This is a genomic window from Streptomyces sp. NPDC046727, from assembly GCF_040645635.1.
Taxonomy (GTDB): domain Bacteria; phylum Actinomycetota; class Actinomycetes; order Streptomycetales; family Streptomycetaceae; genus Streptomyces.
Genome location: NZ_JBEYYR010000035.1, coordinates 80,328 through 102,050 on the forward strand (window position 1 = coordinate 80,328; position 21,723 = coordinate 102,050).

The window sequence follows — 21,723 nt, forward strand, 5'->3', positions numbered from 1 at the left end:
GTCCGCACCCATGCGCAAGCCGTACGTCCTCCTGAGCCTGATCCCCCTGCTCCTGCTCCTCGGCCTGCCGACGGGAACCGCCCGGGCCGCCGACAACGGCAGCTGGTCCGTCTACCCGGTAGCCTCCGAGATCGCCGCCCGGCCCTACTTCACCCTCTCCGCCGAGCCCGGCCAGACCCTCACCGACAAGGTCGCCGTCCAGAACAGGACAGGGAGTCCGCTCACCTTCCGGCTGTACGCGGCCGACGCCTACAACACCGCCCGGGACGGCGGCTTCGCCGTGCGGACGCTGAAGGAGCGGATGCGCGGAGTGGGCGCCTGGGCGAAGCCCGCGAAGTCCCGGATCACCGTGCCCGGCCACCGGACCGTCACCGTGCCCTTCACCCTGCGCGTCCCGGAAGACGCCGAGCCCGGCGACCATCCGGGCGCCGTCGTCGCCCTCGACGAGCGGGTCGACCCCGGAAGCGGCAGGCTGGCGCTCGGGGTGCAACGGGCCGTCGGCGCCCGCGTCTACCTCCGCGTCGGCGGGCCCGCACTCCCCGCGCTCTCCGTCGGGCAGGTGCACATCAGCCACCACCAGCCGCTGATCCCGGGTCTCGGCGACAGCACGGCGACCATCTCCTACACCCTGCGCAACACCGGGAACGTCACCCTCAGCCCCGAGGTGGAGCTGACAGCGCGCGGGCTGTTCGGCCGGGCGCTGCTCGACCGGAAGCTGACCCGGGTGCCCGCGGAACTGCTGCCGGGGCAGAAGGTGCGGCTCACCGAGACCTGGCGCGGGGCACCCCAGTTCGACCGGAGCGACGTGACGCTCACCGCGCGCGCCCAGGGCACCCGGGAGGCGGCGAGCGCCTCCTTCCTCGCGCTGCCCTGGCTGCCGGTGGCGCTGGTGTTCGCCGCCGGCGTGGCGACCGGGGCGCTGCTGCTCAGAGCGCGTCGGGTCCGCGCTCGCCGGTCCGTACCCGGACGACCGTCTCCACGGGAACGGCCCACACCTTCCCGTCCCCGATCTTCCCCGTCTGCGCGGCACTGACGATCGCGTCGATCACACCGTCGGCGACGGCGTCCTCCACCACGACCTCGATACGCACCTTCGGCACCAGGTCGACCCGGTACTCGGCCCCCCGGTACACCTCGGTGTGGCCGCGCTGCCGGCCGTAGCCGCTGGCCTCGGTGACGGTCAGACCGTGCACGCCCAGCTCCTGCAGGGCGGTCTTGACGGCGTCCAGACGGTACGGCTTGACGATCGCGGTGATGAGCTTCATGCCTGGGTGTCGACCTTCTGCGTGCTGGCTGTGCTGAGGACGGAGTGGGAGACCGGGGCGCCGTGGCCCAGGACGCCGTGATCGTATGCGGTCTCGGCGTGCACCGTAAGGTCCAGGCCGGTGTGCTCCTGCTCCTCGCTCGCCCGGAAGCCCAGCACCTTGTCGAGCAGCTTGCCGAGACCGTACGTCACCGCGAAGGCGTACACCGCCACGACGACCACGGCGAGCAGCTGCCTGCCGAGCGGGGCGAGGCCGCCGCCGTAGAGGAGGCCCTCCGTGCCGCCGGTCATCGCCTTCTGGGCGAACAGGCCGATCAGCAGGGTGCCGATGATCCCGCCGACCAGGTGGACGCCGACGACGTCCAGGGAGTCGTCGTAGTTCAGCTTGAACTTCCAGCTCACGGCGTACGAGCAGACGACACCGGCGGCGAGGCCCACGACCAGGGCGCCGAGCAGGGAGACCGTGCCGCAGGACGGGGTGATCGCGACGAGACCGGCCACCGCGCCGGACGCGGCGCCCAGGGTGGTGGGGTGGCCGTCGCGCCGCTGCTCGACGAAGAGCCAGCCGAGCAGACCGGTGCAGCCGGCGGCGAGGGTGTTCAGGAACGCGGCGGCGGCGAGGCCGTTCGCGCCGAGCGCGGAGCCCGCGTTGAAGCCGAACCAGCCGAACCAGAGCAGACCGGCGCCGAGGACCACCATCGGCAGGTTGTGCGGACGCATGGCGTCCTTCTTGAAACCGAGCCGCGGTCCGAGGACGAGGCACAGGGCGAGACCCGAGGCACCGGAGGTGATCTCGACGGGCAGACCGCCGGCGAAGTCGAGCGCGCCCAGCTTCTCCAGGATCCAGCCACCCGGGCCCCACACCCAGTGGGTCACCGGAACGTATACGAGGAGCGTCCACAGGGGTACGAAGACCAGCCACGCCGAGAATTTCGTGCGGTCGGCGACCGCGCCGCTGATCAGCGCCGCCGTGATGATCGCGAAGGTCAGCTGGAAGGTGGCGAAGAGGGCGGTGGGGACCGTGCCGTGGACGCTGTCCGGGCCGAGGCCGCGCATGCCGGCCTGCTCCAGCCCGCCGATCAGGCCGCCGCCGATGTCGTCACCGAAGGCGAGGGAGTACCCGGCCGCCAGCCACACCACCGTCACCAGGGCGATCGACACGAAGCTCATCATCAGCATGTTGAGGACGCTCTTCGTGCGGACCATGCCGCCGTAGAACAGGGCGAGGCCCGGGGTCATCAGCAGGACGAGGGCGGTCGCGGCGAGCAGCCAGGCGGTGTCGCCGGTGTTCACATGAGCGGCGGCGAGGGTCACGGGCGTCTCCAACGGTGTGGGGGCTGCGTCAGAGAGTCACCGGTGTGCGTTTCCGGTCGCGTACGGGTGTGTTTCCGTGGCGTTTCGTTGCGCGCGGGTTTCCGGAAGCTCACGGGAAGCGGTGTGCGCCGGGGTTGTGCGGCGGAGCTTCGTGGATCAGGGACAATGAACGCCATGAGCGTTCGTACCCCGTCATCCGAGCAGCCGGCCGAGACCGTCCACCGCGCCGGCTTCGCCTGCTTCGTGGGCCGCCCCAACGCGGGCAAGTCCACCCTCACGAACGCTCTGGTCGGGCAGAAGGTGGCGATCACCGCGAACCAGCCGCAGACCACGCGGCACACGGTGCGCGGCATCGTGCACCGGCCCGACGCCCAGCTGATCCTGGTGGACACCCCGGGGCTCCACAAACCGCGCACGCTGCTCGGCGAGCGCCTGAACGACGTGGTGCGCACGACCTGGGCCGAGGTCGACGTGATCGGCTTCTGTCTTCCCGCGAACGAGAAGATCGGCCCCGGCGACCGCTTCATCGCGAAGGAGCTGGCGGGGATCAAGAAGTCCCCGAAGGTCGCCATCGTCACGAAGACGGACCTCGTCGACTCCAAGGCCCTGGCCGAGCAGCTGATCGCGATCGACCAGCTGGGCAAGGAGCTGGGCATCGAGTGGGCGCAGATCGTCCCGGTGTCGGCGACCGCGAACAAGCAGGTCGACCTGCTGGCGGACCTGCTGATCCCGATGCTGCCGGAGGGTCCGGCCCTCTACCCCGAGGGTGACCTCACGGACGAGCCCGAGCAGGTCATGATCGCGGAGCTGATCCGCGAGGCGGCGCTGGAGGGCGTCCGGGACGAGCTGCCGCACTCCATCGCGGTGGTGGTGGAGGAGATGCTCCCCCGCGAGGACCGCCCCGCGGACAGGCCCCTCCTCGACATCCACGCCAACGTCTACATCGAGCGCCCCAGCCAGAAGGGCATCATCATCGGCCCCAAGGGCAAGCGCCTGAAGGAGGTCGGCATCAAGTCCCGCAAGCACATCGAGGCGCTACTGGGCACGCCGGTCTTCCTGGACCTGCACGTGAAGGTGGCCAAGGACTGGCAGCGGGACCCGAAGCAGCTCCGCCGCCTGGGCTTCTAGCCCCGGCTCCGCGCGGGCGGGGTCAGCTCTGCGCCCGGAGCAGGTCCCGGAACCAGTGGTAGGAGGCCTTGGGAGTGCGCTGGAGGGTCTCGTAGTCCACGTGGACCAGGCCGAATCGGCGGGCGTAGCCCTCGGCCCACTCGAAGTTGTCCATCAGGGACCACACGAAGTAGCCGCGCACGTCGACCCCGGCCTCGATCGCCTTGTGCAGGGCGCGGATGTGGGCGTCCAGGTAGGCGATCCGGGCCTGGTCGTCGACGCCCTCGTAGGAGCAGCCGTTCTCGGTGATGACGACGGGTGGGAGACGGTCGCCGTAGCGGTCGTGGAAGGTGGTGAGGAGGTCGGTCAGGCCCTCGGGTACGACCGGCCAGCCGAAGTCGGTCACCGGCCGGCCCTCGATCTCCCGGACCGAGAAGGGGAGCTCGGCGGGCAGCGCGAGGCCGCCGTACTCGGCGTCGCCGGTCCCGGGCGCCCCCACCCGGCTCGGCGCGTAGTAGTTGACGCCGTACCAGTCGACGGGCTCGGCGATGACCGACAGGTCGGACTCCACGTCCCCCGGCATCAGCTCGCCCATGCCGTCCGGGTACCGGCCGAGGATGACCGGCTCGGCGAACAGGCGGTTGAGGAGGACGTCGTAGAAGCCGGCCGCCTCCAGGTCGGCGGGCTCCTGCGACGCGGGCCACGTCGGGCCGTGGGAGTTGGCGATGCCGATGTCCGTGGCGCCGGCCGCGCGCAGCGCCCGTACCGCGAGGCCGTGGGCGAGGAGCTGGTGGTGGGCGACCGGGAGGGCGTCGAAGAGGAGCTGCCTGCCGGGGGCGTGGGCGCCGAGGGCGTGGCCCAGCAAGGTGTGCTCGGCGGGCTCGTTGAGGGTGATCCACTTGGTGACGCGGTCGCCGAGGCGTTCGGCCACCACGGACACGTACTCGGCGAACCGGGCCGCCGTGTCCCGCTGGAGCCAGTCCAGCGAGGCGGGCAGGTCCCAGTGGAAGAGGGTGGGCACGGGCCGTACGCCGGCCGCGCACAGCTCGTCCACCAGGCGGTCGTAGAAGTCCAGGCCGCCGGGGGAGTTCACCCGGGGCCAGGACACGGAGAAGCGGTACGCGTCCACGCCGAGGCCGGCGAGGAGGGCCACGTCCTCGGCGTAGCGGTGGTAGTGGTCGCAGGCCACCGCCGCCGTCGAGCCGTCCTTCACCCGACCCGGTTCGGCCGTGAACACGTCCCACACCGACGGCTCCCGCTCCTCGGCCGCCCCCTCGATCTGGTGGGCCGAGGTCGACACGCCCCACAGGAAGCCGGGCGGGAACCGGGGGATCGGGATGCCTGCGTCAGTCGCCATGGCCGGATCATCCGTACCCCCGGTAACAGAAGTCAACGCCCCGGCGGCAACCGACCCCTCACGCGCCTTCCTTGAGCACGCGCGACACCAACTCCCGCTGGGCCTCGCTCAGTCGGGGGTCCGCCGCGTACACCGTGCGGCCGTCCACCGTGATCTCGTAGCTGAAGCCGTCCGGTACGCCCGCCGGCGGCGTGCCCCGGCCGGATGCCAGGGCACGTTCGGCCAGGGCCTGCCACTCCTGGGCGTCGGGCCGGCCCGAGGTGTCCACCTCGGCCCGGCGCTCGATGCCCGCGAAACCGCCCGTGCGCCGCACTCGAATCCGCATGGGTCTCTGTGTAGTACGGAACTACAGCGTCCGCACCCCGACCTGCTCCCACGCCTTCTGCACGGCCTGCAGTTCGTCCCCGGCGCCGTACCGCTCCCGGGCCGCCTTCACCGTCAGCGTGGCGAAGTCGGCGAACAGGGCGTCCTCCTTCAGCTCCCCGCCGGTCAGCACGTCGTACCAGATCTGGCCGGCCTTCTCCCAGGAGTGGCCGCCGATGGCGGTGGCGGTCAGGTAGAAGGCGTGGTTCGGGATGCCGGAGTTGATGTGCACGCCGCCGTTGTCGCGGCCGGTGCGGACGTAGGCGTCCATCGTCGCCGGCTGCGGGTCCTTGCCGAGGACGTCGTCGTCGTACGCCGTGCCCGGGGCCTTCATCGAGCGCAGGGCGGTGCCGGTGACGCGCGGGGCGAGCAGCCCGGCGCCGATCAGCCAGTCGGCCTCGGCGGCGGTCTGGCCCAGCGTGTACTGCTTGATCAGCGAGCCGAAGACATCGGAGAGCGACTCGTTGAGCGCGCCGGACTGGCCGAAGTAGGCCAGGTTGGCGGTGTGCTGGGTGACGCCGTGGGTCAGCTCGTGCCCGATGACGTCGACCGGGATGGTGAAGTCGAGGAAGATCTCGTTGTCGCCGTCGCCGAACACCATCTGCTCGCCGTTCCAGAAGGCGTTGTCGTAGCCCTCGCCGAAGTGCACGGTGGCGTCCAGTGGCAGCCCGTTGTCGTCGATGGAGTGCCGGCCGTACGCCTTCAGGTACAGCTCGAAGGTGGCGCCGAGGCCCGCGTAGGCGCGGTTGACGGTGGCGTCGGAGCCGGCCTCGGAGCCCTCCTCGCGGACCTTGGTGCCGGGCAGGTCCTGGGTGTGCTCCGCGTCGTAGACGGTGCGGTGGGGCCGGTCGGCGGCGGCACCGGCGGGCGGGGCGACGGAGGGCGCACCGATCACCGTGGTCAGGCGGCGCTTGGTGCGCTGGTAGGCGTCGTGCTCCAGGGACCGGCGGGCCGGGTCGGAGAGCGCGGGGTCCTCGTTGCGGGCGAGCTTGTCGAGGACGTGCGGCGGCACGATCGTGCAGAAGACGGGCTCGAAGCCCCCGTTGGTCGTCATGCCCGGCACCTTCGCACTGTGTGACGCGACTGTCACTAGCTGCCACCATGATTGGTGAAATACCGGGACACGGAGCGCGACGCTCCGTGACGATGTGCTAGGGCGATGTGGGCTGGCGCACCTTTTGTCCGTATTTGCCGCGCGGTCCCGCATACTGGGACAGGCCCACGCACCCGGAACGGCTCGGCTAGGCTGCGGAACATCATGCGTTTCTGGCTGCTTCTTCTTAGCTGCCGCGGCGAGGGCCTGTAGTCGAGGCCGACTCCCTCCCCGCGGAGCTTGGCGTTGCGTCGTCGGCCGCCCACTCGGATCTCCGGACATCCTGAGGAGCCCACGCATCATGGCCAACCGCCAGCAGCCCAGCCCCATGCCGATCCACAAGTACGGCCGCTACGAGCAGGTCGAGATCCCGGACCGCACCTGGCCCGAGAAGCGGATCACCGCCGCCCCGCGCTGGCTCTCCACCGACCTGCGCGACGGCAACCAGGCGCTGATCGACCCGATGTCGCCCGAGCGCAAGCGCCGGATGTTCGACCAGCTGGTCAAGATGGGCTACAAGGAGATCGAGGTCGGCTTCCCGGCCTCCGGCCAGACCGACTTCGACTTCGTGCGCTCGATCATCGAGGAAGAGGGCGCGATCCCGGACGACGTCACGATCTCCGTGCTGACCCAGGCCCGCGAGGACCTGATCGAGCGGACGGTGGAGTCGCTGAAGGGCGCCCGGCGCGCCACCGTCCACCTGTACAACGCCACCGCCCCGGTCTTCCGCCGGGTCGTCTTCCGCGGTTCCAAGGACGACATCAAGCAGATCGCCGTCGACGGCACCCGCCTGGTGATGGAGTACGCCGAGAAGCTGCTCGGCCCGGAGACCGAGTTCGGCTACCAGTACTCGCCGGAGATCTTCACCGACACCGAGCTGGACTTCGCGCTGGAGGTCTGCGAGGCGGTCATGGACGTCTGGCAGCCCGGTCCGGGCCGCGAGATCATCCTCAACCTGCCCGCCACCGTGGAGCGCTCGACGCCGTCCACGCACGCGGACCGCTTCGAGTGGATGCACCGCAACCTGTCCCGCCGCGAGCACGTCGTCCTGTCGATCCACCCGCACAACGACCGCGGCACCGCCGTCGCCGCCGCCGAGCTGGCCCTGATGGCCGGCGCCGACCGCGTCGAGGGCTGCCTGTTCGGGCAGGGCGAGCGCACCGGCAACGTCGACCTGGTCACCCTGGGCATGAACCTGTTCTCCCAGGGCGTCGACCCGCAGATCGACTTCTCCGACATCGACGAGATCCGTCGTACGTGGGAGTACTGCAACCAGATGGAGGTCCACCCGCGCCACCCGTACGTGGGCGACCTGGTCTACACGTCCTTCTCCGGCTCCCACCAGGACGCCATCAAGAAGGGCTTCGACGCGATGGAGGCCGACGCGGCGGCCAAGGGCGTCACCGTCGACGACATCGAGTGGGCGGTGCCGTACCTGCCGATCGACCCGAAGGACGTCGGCCGCTCCTACGAGGCCGTCATCCGGGTCAACTCCCAGTCGGGCAAGGGCGGTATCGCCTACGTCCTGAAGAACGACCACAAGCTGGACCTGCCGCGCCGGATGCAGATCGAGTTCTCGAAGCTCATCCAGGCGAAGACGGACGCCGAGGGCGGCGAGGTCACCGGCGCCGACATCTGGGCGGTCTTCCAGGACGAGTACCTGCCGAACCCGGAGAACCCCTGGGGCCGCATCCAGGTCCGCAACGGCCAGTCGACCACCGACACCGACGGCGTGGACACCCTCACCGTCGAGGCGACGGTCGACGGCGAGGACCGGGTCCTGTCCGGCTCCGGCAACGGTCCGATCTCGGCCTTCTTCGACGCCCTGCAGTCCATCGGCATCGACGTACGCCTGCTCGACTACCAGGAGCACACGATGAGCGAGGGCGCCTCCGCGCAGGCCGCCTCCTACATCGAATGCGCGATCGACGGCAAGGTCCTGTGGGGGATCGGTATCGACGCGAACACGACGCGTGCGTCGCTGAAGGCGGTCGTCTCCGCGGTGAACCGCGCCGCCCGCTGACCCCCCTCTGACCGGGTCTTTCGGCGCCCTGACCGTCGCGTGCGGCGGTCAGGGCGCCGTCGTATATCGGCCATCGCGCCCCTCAGGTCACGGAAAGGTCTCTTACGGGGTACTGACTCAGCCTCGGGATGTGGCTAACATCACGCCAGCGCGGCGATGTTGCCGCGCCGTTACGGAGGTGCGACGTGCTGCCAGTACGGGGACGAGACGGCCGTGCCACCAGGGCTGTGCGCATTCTGGGCACCCGCACCGCATGGACACCCGTCGGGGACGGCGAGTTCTTCTGCCCCGGCTGCGGCGGCGACCGCAACTACCAACGGCTCACCGGCCGGCGCCGGCTCACCCTGCTCGGCGTGCCCGTGCTGCCGCGCGGGACGACCGGACCCGTGGTGGAGTGCGCCGCCTGCCGGCACCACTTCGGCACCGAGGTCCTGGACCACCCCACCACCCGCCGCTTCTCCGCGATGCTCCGCGACGCCGTGCACACCGTCGCCCTCGCCGTGCTCGCCGCGGGCGGCACCGGATCCCGCACGGCCCTGGAGACGGCCGCCGCCACGGTCCGCGCGGCCGGCTTCGCCGACTGCACCGAGGACCAGCTGGCCGCCCTGGTCGAGGCCCTCGCCGCCGACACCGGCCGGTTCTTCGAGCAGCCCTGCGGGGCCGGGCTGACCATAGAGCTGCACGAGGCCCTGGACCCCCTCGCCCCCCACCTGGCCCGGCCCGGCCGCGAGTCCCTGCTCCTCCAGGCCGCCCGCATCGCCCTCGCCGACGGCCCCTACACCCCCGCCGAACGCGACGCCCTGACGACGGTCGGCGCCGCCCTCACCATCTGCGCCGACGACGTCACCCGCCTGCTGGCGGCGGCCCGTACACCCTCCTGATACTCCCGCGGGAGTAACGCCGCACCCGCGCCACCCCCGGCAGTAGCCCCCAACTCGCCCCCGGGCCCGACGATTCGCCCCCCGCGTGCCGGAAGTCTGGAACCGACCCAGACAGCCGACCGGAGGGAGAACCGTCCATGGGGGGCGCGAAGACAGGCGTCGCAAGGGCAGGCAGAGCACGAAGGCGGGCCGTGCCCTGGGCGGTGTTCGGGCTGTGGGTGGCCGCGCTCGTACTCATCGGGCCGTTCGCCGGGAAGTTCGCCGACGTCCAGCAGAACCGGTCGGTCGACTACCTGCCCGACAGCGCCGACTCCACCCGGGTCGCCCGGATCCAGGACGAACTGCCGGGCGGACAGGCCACCGATCTGGTCCTCGTCTACCACCGCGACGGCGGGCTCACCGCCGCCGACCGGGCGAAGGCCGCCGACCAGATCGCCGAGATCGGCAGGACCTACCGGCTGACCGGCCGCCCCGCCGCCGTCCCGTCCCGGGACGGCAGCACCCTCATGTACCCCGTCTCCAGCACCCAGCCCGGACAGGACGACAAGAAGCGGGACGCCTTCGTCGACGGGGTACGGGACATCGCCGACGGCGGCACCGGACTGCGCGTCGAGGTCGGCGGGCCCGGCGCCCTGGGCGCCGACATGGGCAAGGTGTTCGGCAGCATCGACGGCACCCTGCTCTACACCACCCTCGGGGTGGTCACCGTGCTGCTCGTCCTCATCTACCGCAGCCCCTTCCTGTGGCTCGTGCCGCTCGCCGTCGCCGGAGTCGCCGCCGGCCTGGCGATGGCCGCCGGCTACGGCCTCCACGAGGCCTTCGGCGTCACCGTCACCGGCCAGAGCGGCGGTGTGATGACGGTGCTCGTGCTCGGCGCGGGCACCGACTACGCCCTGCTGCTCATCTCCCGCTACCGCGAGGAGCTACGGCGCCACGAGCGGCCGTACGACGCCATGCGCGCCGCGCTGCGCGGGTGCGGCCCGGCCGTCCTCGCCTCCTCCGGCACCGTGGCCGCCGGGCTGCTCTGCCTGCTCGCCGCCGACCTCAACAGCAGCAGGGGCATGGGCCCGGTCGGCATGGTCGGCGTGCTCGCGGCGCTCGTCGCGATGACCACGTTGCTGCCCGCACTGCTCGTCCTGCTCGGGCGCCGGGTCTTCTGGCCGCTGGTCCCGGCGTTCGGCAGCGAGCCCAGGGCACGGCGGTCGCTGTTCGCCGCGATGGGCGGCTCGGCCGCCCGCCGGCCCGTCGCCGTCCTCGCCGGCGGGGCCGTACTCCTCGGCGCGCTCGCCCTGGGCGCCCTCGGCCTGCCCGGCACGCTCCGGCAGGAGGACTCCTTCACCGAGAAGCCCGAGTCGATCTCCGCCACCCAGACCCTCGCCCGCGCCTACCCCGGACGCGGCAGCCAGCCCCTCACCGTCATCGCCCCCACCGACAGGACCGACGCCGTCCTCGCCAGGGCCCGCGCGACGGACGGCGTGGCCCAGGCGACGGCCGGCCGCAGCGGCTCCGGCTGGACCGAGATCTCCGTCTACGCCACCGCCGCCCCCGAGACAGCGGCGGAGACCCGCACCATCGAGGCCCTGCGCGACAGCCTCGACGACACCTACGGCGCCTACGTCGGCGGACCCAGCGCCCAGCAGCTCGACCTGGCCGACAGCCAGGCCCGGGACCAGGACGTCGTCGTGCCGCTCGTGCTCGCCGCCGTGTTCGTCATCCTGGTGGGACTGCTGCGCAGCCTCGTCGCGCCGCTGATGCTGCTCGCCGCCGTCGTCGCCGTCTGGGGCGCGGCGCTCGGCATCGGAGGGCTGGTGTTCGGGCCCGTACTCGGCTTCGAGGGCACCGACCCGGGGCTCGGGCTGCTGTCCTTCGTCTTCCTGGTGGCACTCGGCGTCGACTACGGCATCTTCCTGATGCACCGCATGCGCGAGGAGTCCCTGGCCGGCGCCGAACCCCAGGCGGCCGCCCTCACCGCCCTGCGCACCACCGGCGGGGTGATCGCCTCGGCCGGCACCGTCCTCGCCGCCACCTTCGCCGTCCTCGCCACGCTGCCCCTGGTGGGCCTGGTCCAGCTCGGGTTCGTCATCGCGGTCGGCGTGCTGCTGGACACCTTCCTCGTGCGGACCTACCTGGTCACGACGGCGAGCGTGCTGCTGAAGCGCCGGGTGTGGTGGCCGGGCCGGCTGTCGCGGGCCCCGGAGCCGGCCCGGCCCGAGCGGCAGCCGGAGCCGGTGTGAGACGCCGGGCGCCTGCCGGAGAGGATGAACCCCGTGCAGCACACCAAGAGAGCCGAGCGGATCATGGCCGCCATCAACCGTGACCCGCGGAGCGCCCCGCACGGCACCCGCAACGACGCGATCCTGGCCGCCGTCCTCGCGACGGCGGCCGTGGGCCTCGCGCTGCTGACCGACGACAGCCGCCGCCCCGACACGCTCGGCTGGGCGCTGCTGCTCGCCGCGCACGTGCCGCTCGTGTGGCGGCGGCGGCGCCCGCTGCTCGTGCTCGCGGCGGCCGTGGCCCTCCTCCTGCCCTACCACGCCCTCGACAACAACCACCACGCGGCGGCCCCGGTCGCCGTCACCGCCCTCTACACGGTCGCCGTCACCGGCCGCCCCCTGCGCACGCTCCTGACCGGCGTCACCGTCCTCACCGTCGCCCTCACCGTGATGCTGATCGTCGACACCCACCAGGCCTGGGAACTGGTACGCATCTCCGGCTGGGTGATCGCGGTGCTGTGCGGAGGCGTCGACGTCCGCTACTACCGCCGCTACGTCGCCACGATCGTCGAACGCGCCGAGAGCGCCGAACGCACCCGCGAGGAGGAGGCCCGCCGCCGGGTCGCCGAGGAACGCCTGCGCATCGCCCGCGACCTGCACGACCTGCTCGCCCACAGCATCACCCTCATCGGTGTGCAGACCTCGGTCGCCGCGCACGTCCTGGCCGCCGACCCCGAGCGGCTCGACCGCGAGACGGTCGCCAAGGCGCTCGACGACATCGCCGAGACCTGCCGCAGCGCGCGCGGGGAACTGCGCACGACACTGGAGGTGCTGCGCGCCGGCGAACACGGTGACGCCCACGGGCACGGTGACGCCCGCGCCCCCCTGCCCGGCCTCGACGGCCTGCCCCACCTCGTGGAGGCCGCACGCCTCGCGGGCGCCCGCGTCCAGCGGACCGTGCGCGTCGAGCAGGCCCCGCCCGCCGTGGGCGCCGCCGCCTACCGCATCGTCCAGGAGGCACTGACCAACGCGGTACGGCACGCCGGGCCCGAACCGGCCGTACGCGTCGACCTGCACGAAACCGGCGGCGCCCTGCACGTGTCGGTCACCGACGACGGCACCGGACCCACCCCCGGCGGCACCCCCGGATTCGGTCTGGTGGGCATGCGGGAGAGGGCCCGCAGCGTGGGTGGCACACTCGACGCCGGGCCGCACCCGGGGGGCGGCTTCGCGGTGCGTGCCGTACTGCCGCTGACGACATGGGAAGGGACCGGATGACCATCCGCGTGCTGCTCGCCGACGACCAGACGCTCGTACGGGCCGCGTTCGCGATGCTCGTCGAGTCGGCGCGGGACATGGAGGTCGTCGGACAGGCGGGCACCGGCCGCGAGGCCGTGGAGCTGGCCCGCGCCGCACGACCCGACCTGGTGGTGATGGACATCCGGATGCCCGACCTGGACGGCATCGAGGCGACCCGGCTCATCGCCGCCGAGGAGGCCCTCGCCGGGGTGCGGGTGCTCGTCCTCACCACCTACGACACCGACGAGAACATCGTCGAGGCGCTGCGGGCCGGCGCCTCCGGGTTCCTGGTCAAGGACACCCGCCCGGCCGAACTCCTCGACGCCATCCGCACGGTCTCGGCCGGCGAGTCCCTGCTGTCCCCCGGGCCGACGGCCCGCCTGATCGAGCGATTCCTGCGCAGCCCCTCGATGCCGACGGCGGGCGGACCGGAGTGCCTGTCGGAACGCGAACGCGAGGTGCTCGCGCTGGTCGCCCGCGGCCTCAACAACACCGAGGTCGGCGAGGCGCTCGGCCTGAGCCCGCTGACGGCGAAGACCCACGTCAGCCGCATCATGGGGAAGCTGGGGGCGCGGGACCGGGCCCAACTGGTCATCGTCGCGTACGAGTCGGGTCTGGTGACACCGGGGACGCCGTGACGGACCGGCCGGTGCCCCGAAGACCCGTGCCGCCGCCCCGGTGTTTCGCCCGGACGGAGTAAGACCGCCCCCGTGAATCAGGGGAGCATCAGGGCGTGAACACGCGCAGCCGCTCCCTCCTCACCAGCCTGGTGCTCCTCACCTCGCTCACCGCGCGGCAGCCCGCGCACGCCGTGCCCGGCGGCTGCGGCTCCTCCGTGCCGTACGTCTCCGGGCAGGGCGGCTACGCCGTCTACCGCATCCCGGCCGTGGTGAAGACCCGGCACGGCACCGTCCTGGCCTTCGCCGAGGGCCGGCGCGGCGGGGCCGGCGACACCGGGGACATCGACGTCGTCCTGCGCCGCTCCACCGACGGCGGCTGCACCTGGGGCCGGCTGACCGTGGTGGCCGCCGGACACGGGCACACCCGGGGCAACCCGGCGCCCGTGACCGACCCGCGCACCGGCGCCGTCGTCCTGGTGACCTGCGGCAACGGCGGGACCGTGACGGAGGGGCAGATCATGCGCGGCGAGGTCACCCCGGAACGGGGCCGCCGCGTGTTCGTGCAGCGCAGCTGGGACGACGGCGACCACTTCTCGCCCCCGCGGGACATCACGGCCGAGGTGACGCGGCCGGGCTGGCGCTGGTACGCCACCGGACCCGGCCACGCGGTCGCGCTCACCCGGGGCCCGTACGCCGGCCGGCTGCTGATCCCCGCCAACCACTCCGCGGCCCCGCCCCCCGGCTCCCGGGACACCGGCCAGGAGGCCAGGTACTACGGCGGCCACGCCCTCTACAGCGACGACATCGGCCAGAGCTGGCACGTCGGTTTCATCGACGACGGCTACGACGGCCTGACCAACGCCAACGAGACCAGCGCCGCCCAGCTCCGCGACGGACGCGTCTACTTCAGCTCCCGGGACCAGAACGGCACCGCCCCCGGCAACCGGCTCGACACCTACTCCAGCGACGGCGGCCACACCCTGGACCGCCCCTTCGCCGTCCAGCCGGCCCTGAACGCCGTCCCCGTCGTCCAGGGCAGCGTCCTCCAGCTCCGGCTCCCGCACCCGGCCCTGCTGTTCTCCGGCCCCTCCGTGCCGACCGCCCGCCGCGCCCTGGCCCTGTGGGGCAGCGCGGACGCCGGCCGCACCTTCACCCGGCTGCTCACCCTCACCGACCAGCGGTCCGCCTACTCCGACCTGGTCCAGCTCACCCACGACACGATCGGCGTCCTCTACGAGACCGGCGTCCACAGCCCGTACGAGTCCCTGGAGTTCCGCAGAATCCATGTGTCCTAGGCGTCACAGGCGAGGGCGACCGCCGGGCGCCGGTGTCAGCGCCGAGAGGTCCCGAGGCCGAGCAGCCCGGCCGCCGCCAGGAACTTGCCGACCCTCTCGACCTCCTCACCGGACAGCGGGACCTGCGGCTCGGCGGTCACCGGGCAGTCGATGACCCCGCGCAGATGCAGCGCCGCCTTGAACGCGCCCAGCGCCGACGAACTGCCGCCCATCCGCGCCGGGTCCCCGGCACCGACCAGCCCGAACAACGCGCACAGCCGCTCCTGTTCGGCCCGCGCGCCCTCCCGGTCCCCGGCCCGGCACTGGCGGTACAGGCGGACGTAACCGTGCGGATCGACGTTGGCCAGGCCCGGCACGGCCCCGTCGGCGCCCAGCTCCAGCGCGGCGTCGGTGATCAGCTCGGAACCGGTCAGCACGCTGAACCCCGGGTGCGCGCGGGCACCCGTGACGATCTCCCGGAAGGCGGCCAGATCCCCGCTGGAGTCCTTGATCCCGGCCAGCACGCCGTCCCCGGCGAGCCCCAGCACCAGGTCGGCGGGGAGCTTGGTGTGCACGGCGACGGGGATGTCGTACGCGATCACCGGGACCGGGCTGGCGGCGGCGATCCGGCGGTAGTGGTGGACGATCTCGGAGGGGTGCGTGCGGGCGTAGAACGGGGCGGTGACGACGACGGCCTGCGCGCCGGCCGCGGTGACGGCCGAGACATGGTCCAGGACCCGCGGGGTGGTCATGTCGATGGCACCGGCGAGCACGGGCAGCTGTCCGCCCACATGCCCGGTCACGGCCTCGACCACCCGCCTGCGCTGCGCGTCCGTCAGGAACGCCGCCTCCGAGGTCGAGCCGAGCAGGAACAGCCCGTGCACCCCGGCCTCCACCAGAAAGTCCACCAGGCGCAGCAGCGAGGGCACGTCCACCTCGCGCTGCGGCGTCAGGGGCGTGCCCACGGGCGGGACGACACCGGTGAGAGGGGCGGGGAAGGTCATTCACGGCTCCTGACGAGCTAGATCACGGGTCGATCGGTCCTCCTCCACAGGATGGTGGCACCGGAAGCGGTGCCCGGGCCGTGACGCGGCCGAGAAGTCCGGCATCACCTGGGCGCACTCCTCGTCCGCCTTCCAGCATCGCGTGCGGAACGGGCAGCCGCTCGGCGGCCGGGTCGCCGACGGCACCGGCCCGGTCAGCGGGATCGGGTCGATGGGGTCCAGCAGGCCGGGGGTGGCCGAGAACAGGGCGCGGGTGTACGGGTGCCGGGCGGCGTCGGTGACCCGGTCGGCCGGGGTCTCCTCCACGATCCGGCCGAGGTACATGGTGATCACCCGGTCGCTCATCCGCCGTACCGTCTGGATGTCGTGCGAGACGAACACCAGGGCCAGCCCCAGGCGTTCCTTCAGGTCGAGCAGCAGGTTGAGGATCTGCGCCCGCACCGACACGTCCAGCGCGCTGGTCGGCTCGTCGGCGACGACCAGGGCCGGGTCCAGGGCGAGGGCCCGGGCGATGGCGACGCGCTGCCGCTGCCCGCCGGACAGCTGCCCGGGCAGGGCGTCGGCGAGGGCCCGCGGAAGCCCGACCAGACCCATCAACTCCCGCACCCGCTCCTCCCGCTGCGGCCGGGTGCCGCGCCGGTGGACGTCCAGCGGATCGCGCAGGACACGGCGGACGGTCAGCCGGCGGTTCAGGGCGGTCGACGGATCCTGGAAGATCATCCCGGTGCCCGCGCCGACCGCGGCCCGGCGCTCGGCGGGCGGCATCGCCCACAGGTCCCGGCCGCCGAACGACACCGACCCCGAGACCGGCCGCTGGATGCCCACCAGGACCTTCGCCAACGTCGACTTCCCGCACCCCGACTCGCCGACCACCCCGACCGTCTCCCCGGCCGCGACCGACAGATCGGCGCCGGTCAGCGCGTACACCCGGTCCCGCCGGAACAGGCCGCCGCTGCGCGCCTTGTGGACGACGTGCGCGTCCCGCACCTCGACGACAGGGGTCACTGGAGGGCCTCCTCGCTCTCGGCGGACGTCAGCTCCACCGCCGGGTGATGGCAGGCGGCCGTGTGCGCGGGGACGCCCGCGAGGACCGGGGCGGTCGCATGGCACACTTCGGTGGCCAACGGGCAGCGGTCGGCGAACCGGCAGCCCGCCGGGAAGTCGGCCGGCGCCGGTACGACCCCCTTGATCTGCGTCATCCGCTCCTCGGCGGACTCCAGCGAGAGCACACTGCCGAGCAGCCCGCGCGTGTAGTGGTGGGCCGGCGCCGCCACCAGGTCGGCGGTCACCCCGGTCTCCACGATCTGCCCGCCGTACATCACCACCACCCGGTCGGTGATGTCGGACACCAGCGCCAGATCGTGCGAGACCAGGATCAGCGCGAAGCCCAGCTCCCCCCGCAGCCGCAGCAGCAGCTCCATGACCTGCGCCTGCACGGTGACGTCCAGGGCGGTGGTCGGCTCGTCGGCGACGATCAGCTTCGGGTCGCGGGACAGGGCCATGGCGATGAGCACCCGCTGGCGCTGCCCGCCGGACAGCTCGTGCGGATAGCTGCGCAGGGTGCGCTCCGGGTCCAGCCCGACCAGCTCCATGAGCTCGCGCGGACTGCGCCTGCCCCCGCGCCGGACGAGCTGCCTCAGCTGGGCGCGGATCGTCATCGCCGGGTTCAGGGAGGACAGGGCGTCCTGGTACACCATCGCCATCTCGTGGCCGAGCAGCCGCCGCCGCACCCGCATCGGCTCGGCGAGCAGATCCCGCTGCCGGAACCGCACCTGGCCGCCGATCCGGGCGCCCTTCGGCGCCAACCCCATGACGGTCAGCGCGGTCAGCGACTTGCCGCAGCCCGACTCGCCCACCAGACCGAGCACTTCACCGGGGTACACCTCGAAGCTGACCCCGTCCACGATGTCCACGCCCCGGTGCCGGTCCGGGAAGCCGATGGCGAGGTTCTCCACGGCGAGCACCGGCTGCCCGCTCCGGCCGGGCAGCGGCCGGGCCCGGGACCGCAGCCGCCGGGCGGCCTCGGCCAGCCCGGGCAGCGCGAGCACCTCGCCGGTGCCGGGCTCCGGCGTCTCCAGCCGGTCCTCCGGCGCCCGCACCTCCCTCGGGGCGGGCGCGGCCCAGGCGTCCGAGACGCCCTCGGAGAGGATGTTCAGCGACAGCACGGTGACCAGGATCAGCAGCCCCGGGAAGACGGTCGCCCACCAGCCGCCGGTCAGCACCATGTTCTTGCCGTCGGCGATGACACTGCCCCAGGACGGGTCCGGGGGCCGCACGCCCGCGCCGATGAAGGACAGCGACGCCTCGAAGACGATGGCCTCGGCGACCTGGACCGTGCAGAACACCAGCACCGGCGCGGCACAGTTGACGGCCACGTGCCGCAGCACGATGTGGGGGTTGCGGGCGCCGATCACGCGCTCGGCGGTGACGTAGTCCTCCCCGTACTGGGCGAGCACGTTGGCCCGCACCACCCGTGCGACCGGCGGGGTGAACAGAAAGGCGATGGCGCAGATCAGCACGCCGATCCCGCCGCCGAACACGGCGACCAGCACGGCCGCGAGGGCGATCCCAGGGAACGCCATGACCACGTCCAGGCAGCGCATCAGCGTCTCGTCGACGGCCTTGCGGGAGGTGGCGGCGAGCGCCCCGAGGACGGCCCCGACGACGAGCGCGAGCGCGGTCGCGCCCAGCCCGATGGCGAGCGACCACCGGGCGCCGTACATCAGCCGGCTCAGGATGTCCCGGCCCAGGCTGTCCTGCCCCATCCAGTGCGCGGCGGACGGCGCCCCGGTCCCGCCGGCCGGGTCCCGCTGGTCGAGCGGATCGTCCGGGGCGAGGACGGGGGCGAGTACGGCGACGAGGAGGACGAGGGCCAGGAAGCAGACGGCGACCTTGGACAGCAGCGGCAGCCGGCGCCAGCCGCGCAGCCGGACACCGGGCCGGGACAGCCGCTCGGCGATGCTCGCACGCGTGACCATCAGCCCGCCCTCAGTCGTGGGTTGACCAGCAGATACAGGATGTCGATGACGAGGTTGACGACGACGAACCCGGTGGCGGTGGTGAGCACGACGCCCTGCACCACCGCCGGGTCCCCGTTCTGCACGGCGTCGATCATCAGTTTGCCCATGCCGGGCAGCGAGAAGATCGTCTCGATGACGACCGCGCCGCCGAGCAGGTAGCCGACGCGCAGCCCGAGCACGGTGAGCGGGTTGACGAGGGCGTTGCGGAGCACGTTCCGCCCGACGACCACGCGCGGCGGCAGCCCGCTGCCGATCGCGGTCCGCACATAGTCCTTGTCCAGCTCCTCCACCACGGAGGTGCGCACGATCCGGGTCAGCTGGGCGGCGACCGGCAGGGACAGGGCGAAGGCGGGCAGGGCCATGGTCCTCAGCCAGCCGGTGACGGAGTCGGCCGGGTTGATGTAGCCACCGGTCGGGAACCAGCCCTGGTCCACCGCCAGGTACTGGATCATCAGCAGCGCCAGCCAGAACCCGGGCGCGGCGACCCCGACCAGCGAGACGACCCGGATGACCTGGTCCGGCAGCCGGTCCCGGTACACCGCCGCCGTCACCCCGCCCGCCAGCGCCAGCACGACCGCGAGGGCGAGACCGAGGAAGGTCAGCTGGAGGGTGAGCGGCAGCGCGGTGGTCACCTGGTCGACCACGGGCGCGCGGGTGAGGGCGCTGGTGCCGAGGTCGCCGTGGAGCAGATCGCCGACGAAATCGACGTACCGCACGGGCAGCGGGTCCAGCAGGCCGTTGCGCTCCCGGAAGTCGTGCAGCTGCCGCGGTGTCGGATTGGCTCCCTGGAAGAACGCGGAGGCGGGGTCGACGTCCGAGAACCGCATCACCAGGAACACGAACAGCACGATGCCGAGGAGCAGCGGCACGAGCAGGGCGACACGGCGGAGCAGGATCCGTACGACGGTCGTCATACCGTCAGACCCACTTGGCCTGAAGGAGGTTGATGCCCGGGTACGGCTGGGCCCTTATCCCGCTGAGCTTTCGCGCGTCCCAGGCGGTCATCAGCTCGTTGTGGACGACCGGGTAGAGCACGGCCTGCTCGGCGACGACGTCGATGTAGTCCTGGATCATCGCCTTCTTCCTCGCGGGGTCCGGCTCCCGGGTCGCCCGGTCCATGTCCTTGAAGAGCCGCTTGGCGACGGAGTCGCCGGCCCACCGCGTGTACTGCATCCACAGGTTCTCGGGCCCGTAGTTGTAGTGCATGATCAGGTCGGCGTCGAGCCCGAACTGATTCGGGTTGGAGGCCGCGGCGACCACCTGGTAGTCCTGCTTCTGGTCCATCTTGGTGAAGACGGCCGTGGTCTCCTGCGGGGCGAGGGTCGTCCGCACGCCGATCGCGTCCCAGGACGACTTGATGGTGGGCAGGCAGTCCACGATCCAGCTGACGTTCACGGCAAGGATCTCGACCTTCAGGTCCTTCACCCCGGCGGCCTTCAGCAGCGCCTTCGCCTTCTCGGGGTCGTAGCCGTAGACGGTCCCGGCCCGCCGGTAGCTCGGATTCCCCTCGTTGAGGAACGACGTGGCGGGCTTCCCGTGCCCCTTCAGCGCGACCTGCACCATCTTCTCGCTGTCGATGGCGTAGCGCAGCGCCTGCCGCACCCGCACGTCGTCGAAGGGCTTGTGCTGGGTGTTGAACATCAGGAAGAGGTTGTTCATCCCGGCACCGCCGGCCACCCGCAGCCCGCCCTGCTCCAGCCGGGCGATGTTGGCGTACGGGATGTTGTCGGCGATCTGCGCGCCGGCACCGGTCCCGGAGATCTTCGCGACGCGCGGCGCGGCGTCCACGATGGTCAGCCAGTTCATCCGTTTGAAGGCCGGCTTGCGGGGCCCGTTGTAGCCGGCGAACGCCTCGAAGGTGGTGTTCGACTTCGGGTGGTGCGCGGTCTGCCGGTACGGCCCCGAGCCCACGGCCAGCCCCTTGATCGCGTCGTCCCAGGCCCCGGGCTTCGAGAAGACGTGCTTCGGCATGACCTTGGCGAGGGTGAGCCGGGACAGCCCGTCGGGGAAGGGGAACTTGAGGGTCAGCTCGACGGTGTGCGCGTCGACCTTCCGGACGCCGTCCAGCCAGGAGACGAAGAACCCCTTGGCGAGGGTCTGCGTCTTCGGGTCGAGGATCCGCTCGTAGACGAACACGACGTCGTCGGCGGTGACGGGCTTGCCGTCGTGGAAGGTGGCGCCGGAGCGGAGCGTGAACCGCCAGGTGGTGGCGTTCGGGTCCTTCGGCACCTCGGTGGCGAGCGCCGGATACGGCACCCGGGTGATCGGGTCGGTGTCCAGCAGCCCTTCGTAGATGTGGTTGTTGGCGGCCATCGCGAACGCGGAAGCGGTCTGGGTCGGGTCCCAGCTCCCGTCGTTGCCGTACCCGATCACGGCGGTCAGCGTCCGGTCCTTGCCGCTCCCGCCGCCCCCGGTGTCGTTCGTGGACTCCGGCCCGGAGGAGCAGGCGGCCAGCGAGGGTGGCAGGGCGAGGGCGGCACCGAGCGCGCCGACGCCTTTCAGGAGGGACCGGCGACGGGGGGCCGGCATGTCGCGGGTCACGTCGTCACGCACGGGTCCTCCAGCGGGTGAGGTGGGAGGTGAGAGCGACGTCCTACGTCCTACGTCCGGTTTCGGTAGCGCGACCATAGGAGGGGCGGTGGGGGCGGTCAAGACAGCACACACGAATGGCCCAGCCGCCAGAGGTCACACCAATGGAGGGCGTGAGCTCGCTTGCTGATGGAGGGTGATGGGGGTGATGGAGGGTGTTGTGGCGGGGCGGTGCGGTGAAGTGGCCGTTGGGCCGCTCGCTTCTTGGTCAGTGTCGGGCTGGAGCGAGGTGAGTCAAGGGCGCGTTCCGCGTCGGCTCCGCCGATGGCCCTCCGGGCCACCCTTGACACACCTCGCTCCAG

General features: G+C 72.2%; 18 protein-coding genes. 8 read left to right on the forward strand and 10 right to left on the reverse strand.

What is annotated here, in order from left to right:
• The first annotated feature begins 10 nt into the window (after positions 1 to 10).
• Positions 11 to 1,033: a DUF916 domain-containing protein gene (locus tag ABZ937_RS33150; RefSeq protein ID WP_361697239.1), complete on the forward strand. Its 1,023-nt coding sequence runs from the start codon at positions 11 to 13 to the stop codon at positions 1,031 to 1,033.
• Here the strand turns inward: ABZ937_RS33150 and ABZ937_RS33155 are convergent.
• Both ABZ937_RS33155 and ABZ937_RS33160 read right to left on the reverse strand, forming a co-directional pair.
• Positions 927 to 1,265, reverse strand: a complete 339-nt coding sequence (locus tag ABZ937_RS33155; protein WP_361697241.1) for a P-II family nitrogen regulator — start codon at positions 1,263 to 1,265, stop codon at positions 927 to 929. The genes ABZ937_RS33150 and ABZ937_RS33155 overlap by 107 nt on opposite strands.
• A complete protein-coding gene (locus ABZ937_RS33160; RefSeq protein WP_361697243.1) occupies positions 1,262 to 2,578 on the reverse strand; it encodes an ammonium transporter in 1,317 nt (438 codons plus the stop codon). The genes ABZ937_RS33155 and ABZ937_RS33160 overlap by 4 nt, the downstream gene beginning before the upstream one ends.
• A gap of 174 nt (positions 2,579 to 2,752) precedes the next feature.
• Here ABZ937_RS33160 and era point away from each other — a divergent pair, with 174 nt between their 5' ends.
• Positions 2,753 to 3,706, forward strand: coding sequence for a GTPase Era (gene era, locus ABZ937_RS33165; RefSeq protein WP_361697245.1), 954 nt, complete (start codon positions 2,753 to 2,755; stop codon positions 3,704 to 3,706).
• Between the two features lie 22 nt (positions 3,707 to 3,728).
• Here era and ABZ937_RS33170 read toward each other — a convergent pair whose 3' ends face one another.
• Genes ABZ937_RS33170 through ABZ937_RS33180 form a run of 3 tightly spaced genes read right to left on the reverse strand, consistent with a single transcriptional unit; the run spans position 3,729 to position 6,459 of the window.
• Positions 3,729 to 5,042 (reverse strand): GH1 family beta-glucosidase, encoded by a 1,314-nt coding sequence (locus tag ABZ937_RS33170; protein WP_361697247.1) that lies wholly within the window; start codon positions 5,040 to 5,042, stop codon positions 3,729 to 3,731.
• A gap of 58 nt (positions 5,043 to 5,100) precedes the next feature.
• On the reverse strand, positions 5,101 to 5,367 hold the full coding sequence (locus tag ABZ937_RS33175) for a protealysin inhibitor emfourin (protein WP_361697249.1): 267 nt from the start codon (positions 5,365 to 5,367) through the stop codon (positions 5,101 to 5,103).
• Between the two features lie 21 nt (positions 5,368 to 5,388).
• A complete protein-coding gene (locus tag ABZ937_RS33180; protein WP_361697251.1) occupies positions 5,389 to 6,459 on the reverse strand; it encodes a M4 family metallopeptidase in 1,071 nt (356 codons plus the stop codon).
• Between the two features lie 340 nt (positions 6,460 to 6,799).
• Between ABZ937_RS33180 and leuA the strand changes: the two genes are divergently transcribed.
• From leuA to ABZ937_RS33210, 6 genes are all read left to right on the forward strand, one after another.
• Positions 6,800 to 8,521 carry a 2-isopropylmalate synthase gene (gene leuA, locus ABZ937_RS33185; RefSeq protein WP_361697253.1) on the forward strand — a complete coding sequence of 574 codons (1,722 nt, stop codon included), beginning with the start codon at positions 6,800 to 6,802 and terminating at the stop codon, positions 8,519 to 8,521.
• A 185-nt stretch (positions 8,522 to 8,706) separates the two neighbouring features.
• The gene (locus ABZ937_RS33190; protein ID WP_361697255.1) at positions 8,707 to 9,402 is read left to right on the forward strand and encodes a TerB family tellurite resistance protein; all 696 of its coding nucleotides are present in this window, start codon (positions 8,707 to 8,709) and stop codon (positions 9,400 to 9,402) included.
• 137 nt (positions 9,403 to 9,539) lie between these two features.
• Positions 9,540 to 11,636: an MMPL family transporter gene (locus ABZ937_RS33195; protein WP_361697257.1), complete on the forward strand. Its 2,097-nt coding sequence runs from the start codon at positions 9,540 to 9,542 to the stop codon at positions 11,634 to 11,636.
• Between the two features lie 24 nt (positions 11,637 to 11,660).
• Complete coding sequence (locus ABZ937_RS33200) at positions 11,661 to 12,893, forward strand: histidine kinase (protein WP_361697259.1); 1,233 nt, start codon at positions 11,661 to 11,663, stop codon at positions 12,891 to 12,893.
• On the forward strand, positions 12,890 to 13,552 hold the full coding sequence (locus tag ABZ937_RS33205; protein WP_361697262.1) for a response regulator transcription factor: 663 nt from the start codon (positions 12,890 to 12,892) through the stop codon (positions 13,550 to 13,552). Before ABZ937_RS33200 ends, ABZ937_RS33205 begins: the two co-directional genes overlap by 4 nt.
• A 95-nt stretch (positions 13,553 to 13,647) precedes the next feature.
• The gene (locus tag ABZ937_RS33210) at positions 13,648 to 14,829 is read left to right on the forward strand and encodes a sialidase family protein (RefSeq protein WP_361697264.1); all 1,182 of its coding nucleotides are present in this window, start codon (positions 13,648 to 13,650) and stop codon (positions 14,827 to 14,829) included.
• Between the two features lie 35 nt (positions 14,830 to 14,864).
• Here ABZ937_RS33210 and ABZ937_RS33215 read toward each other — a convergent pair whose 3' ends face one another.
• The 5 genes from ABZ937_RS33215 to ABZ937_RS33235 are packed head-to-tail and all read right to left on the reverse strand — an operon-like array spanning position 14,865 to position 21,361.
• A complete protein-coding gene (locus tag ABZ937_RS33215) occupies positions 14,865 to 15,812 on the reverse strand; it encodes a dihydrodipicolinate synthase family protein (protein ID WP_361697267.1) in 948 nt (315 codons plus the stop codon).
• Entirely contained in the window at positions 15,813 to 16,817 is a 1,005-nt protein-coding gene (locus tag ABZ937_RS33220) for an ABC transporter ATP-binding protein (protein ID WP_361697269.1), read from the reverse strand.
• On the reverse strand, positions 16,814 to 18,790 hold the full coding sequence (locus ABZ937_RS33225; RefSeq protein ID WP_361697271.1) for a dipeptide/oligopeptide/nickel ABC transporter permease/ATP-binding protein: 1,977 nt from the start codon (positions 18,788 to 18,790) through the stop codon (positions 16,814 to 16,816). The genes ABZ937_RS33220 and ABZ937_RS33225 overlap by 4 nt, the downstream gene beginning before the upstream one ends.
• The gene (locus ABZ937_RS33230; RefSeq protein WP_361697273.1) at positions 18,790 to 19,746 is read right to left on the reverse strand and encodes an ABC transporter permease; all 957 of its coding nucleotides are present in this window, start codon (positions 19,744 to 19,746) and stop codon (positions 18,790 to 18,792) included. The genes ABZ937_RS33225 and ABZ937_RS33230 overlap by 1 nt, the downstream gene beginning before the upstream one ends.
• 4 nt (positions 19,747 to 19,750) lie before the next feature.
• A complete protein-coding gene (locus ABZ937_RS33235; RefSeq protein WP_361697291.1) occupies positions 19,751 to 21,361 on the reverse strand; it encodes an ABC transporter substrate-binding protein in 1,611 nt (536 codons plus the stop codon).
• Positions 21,362 to 21,723 lie beyond the last annotated feature (362 nt).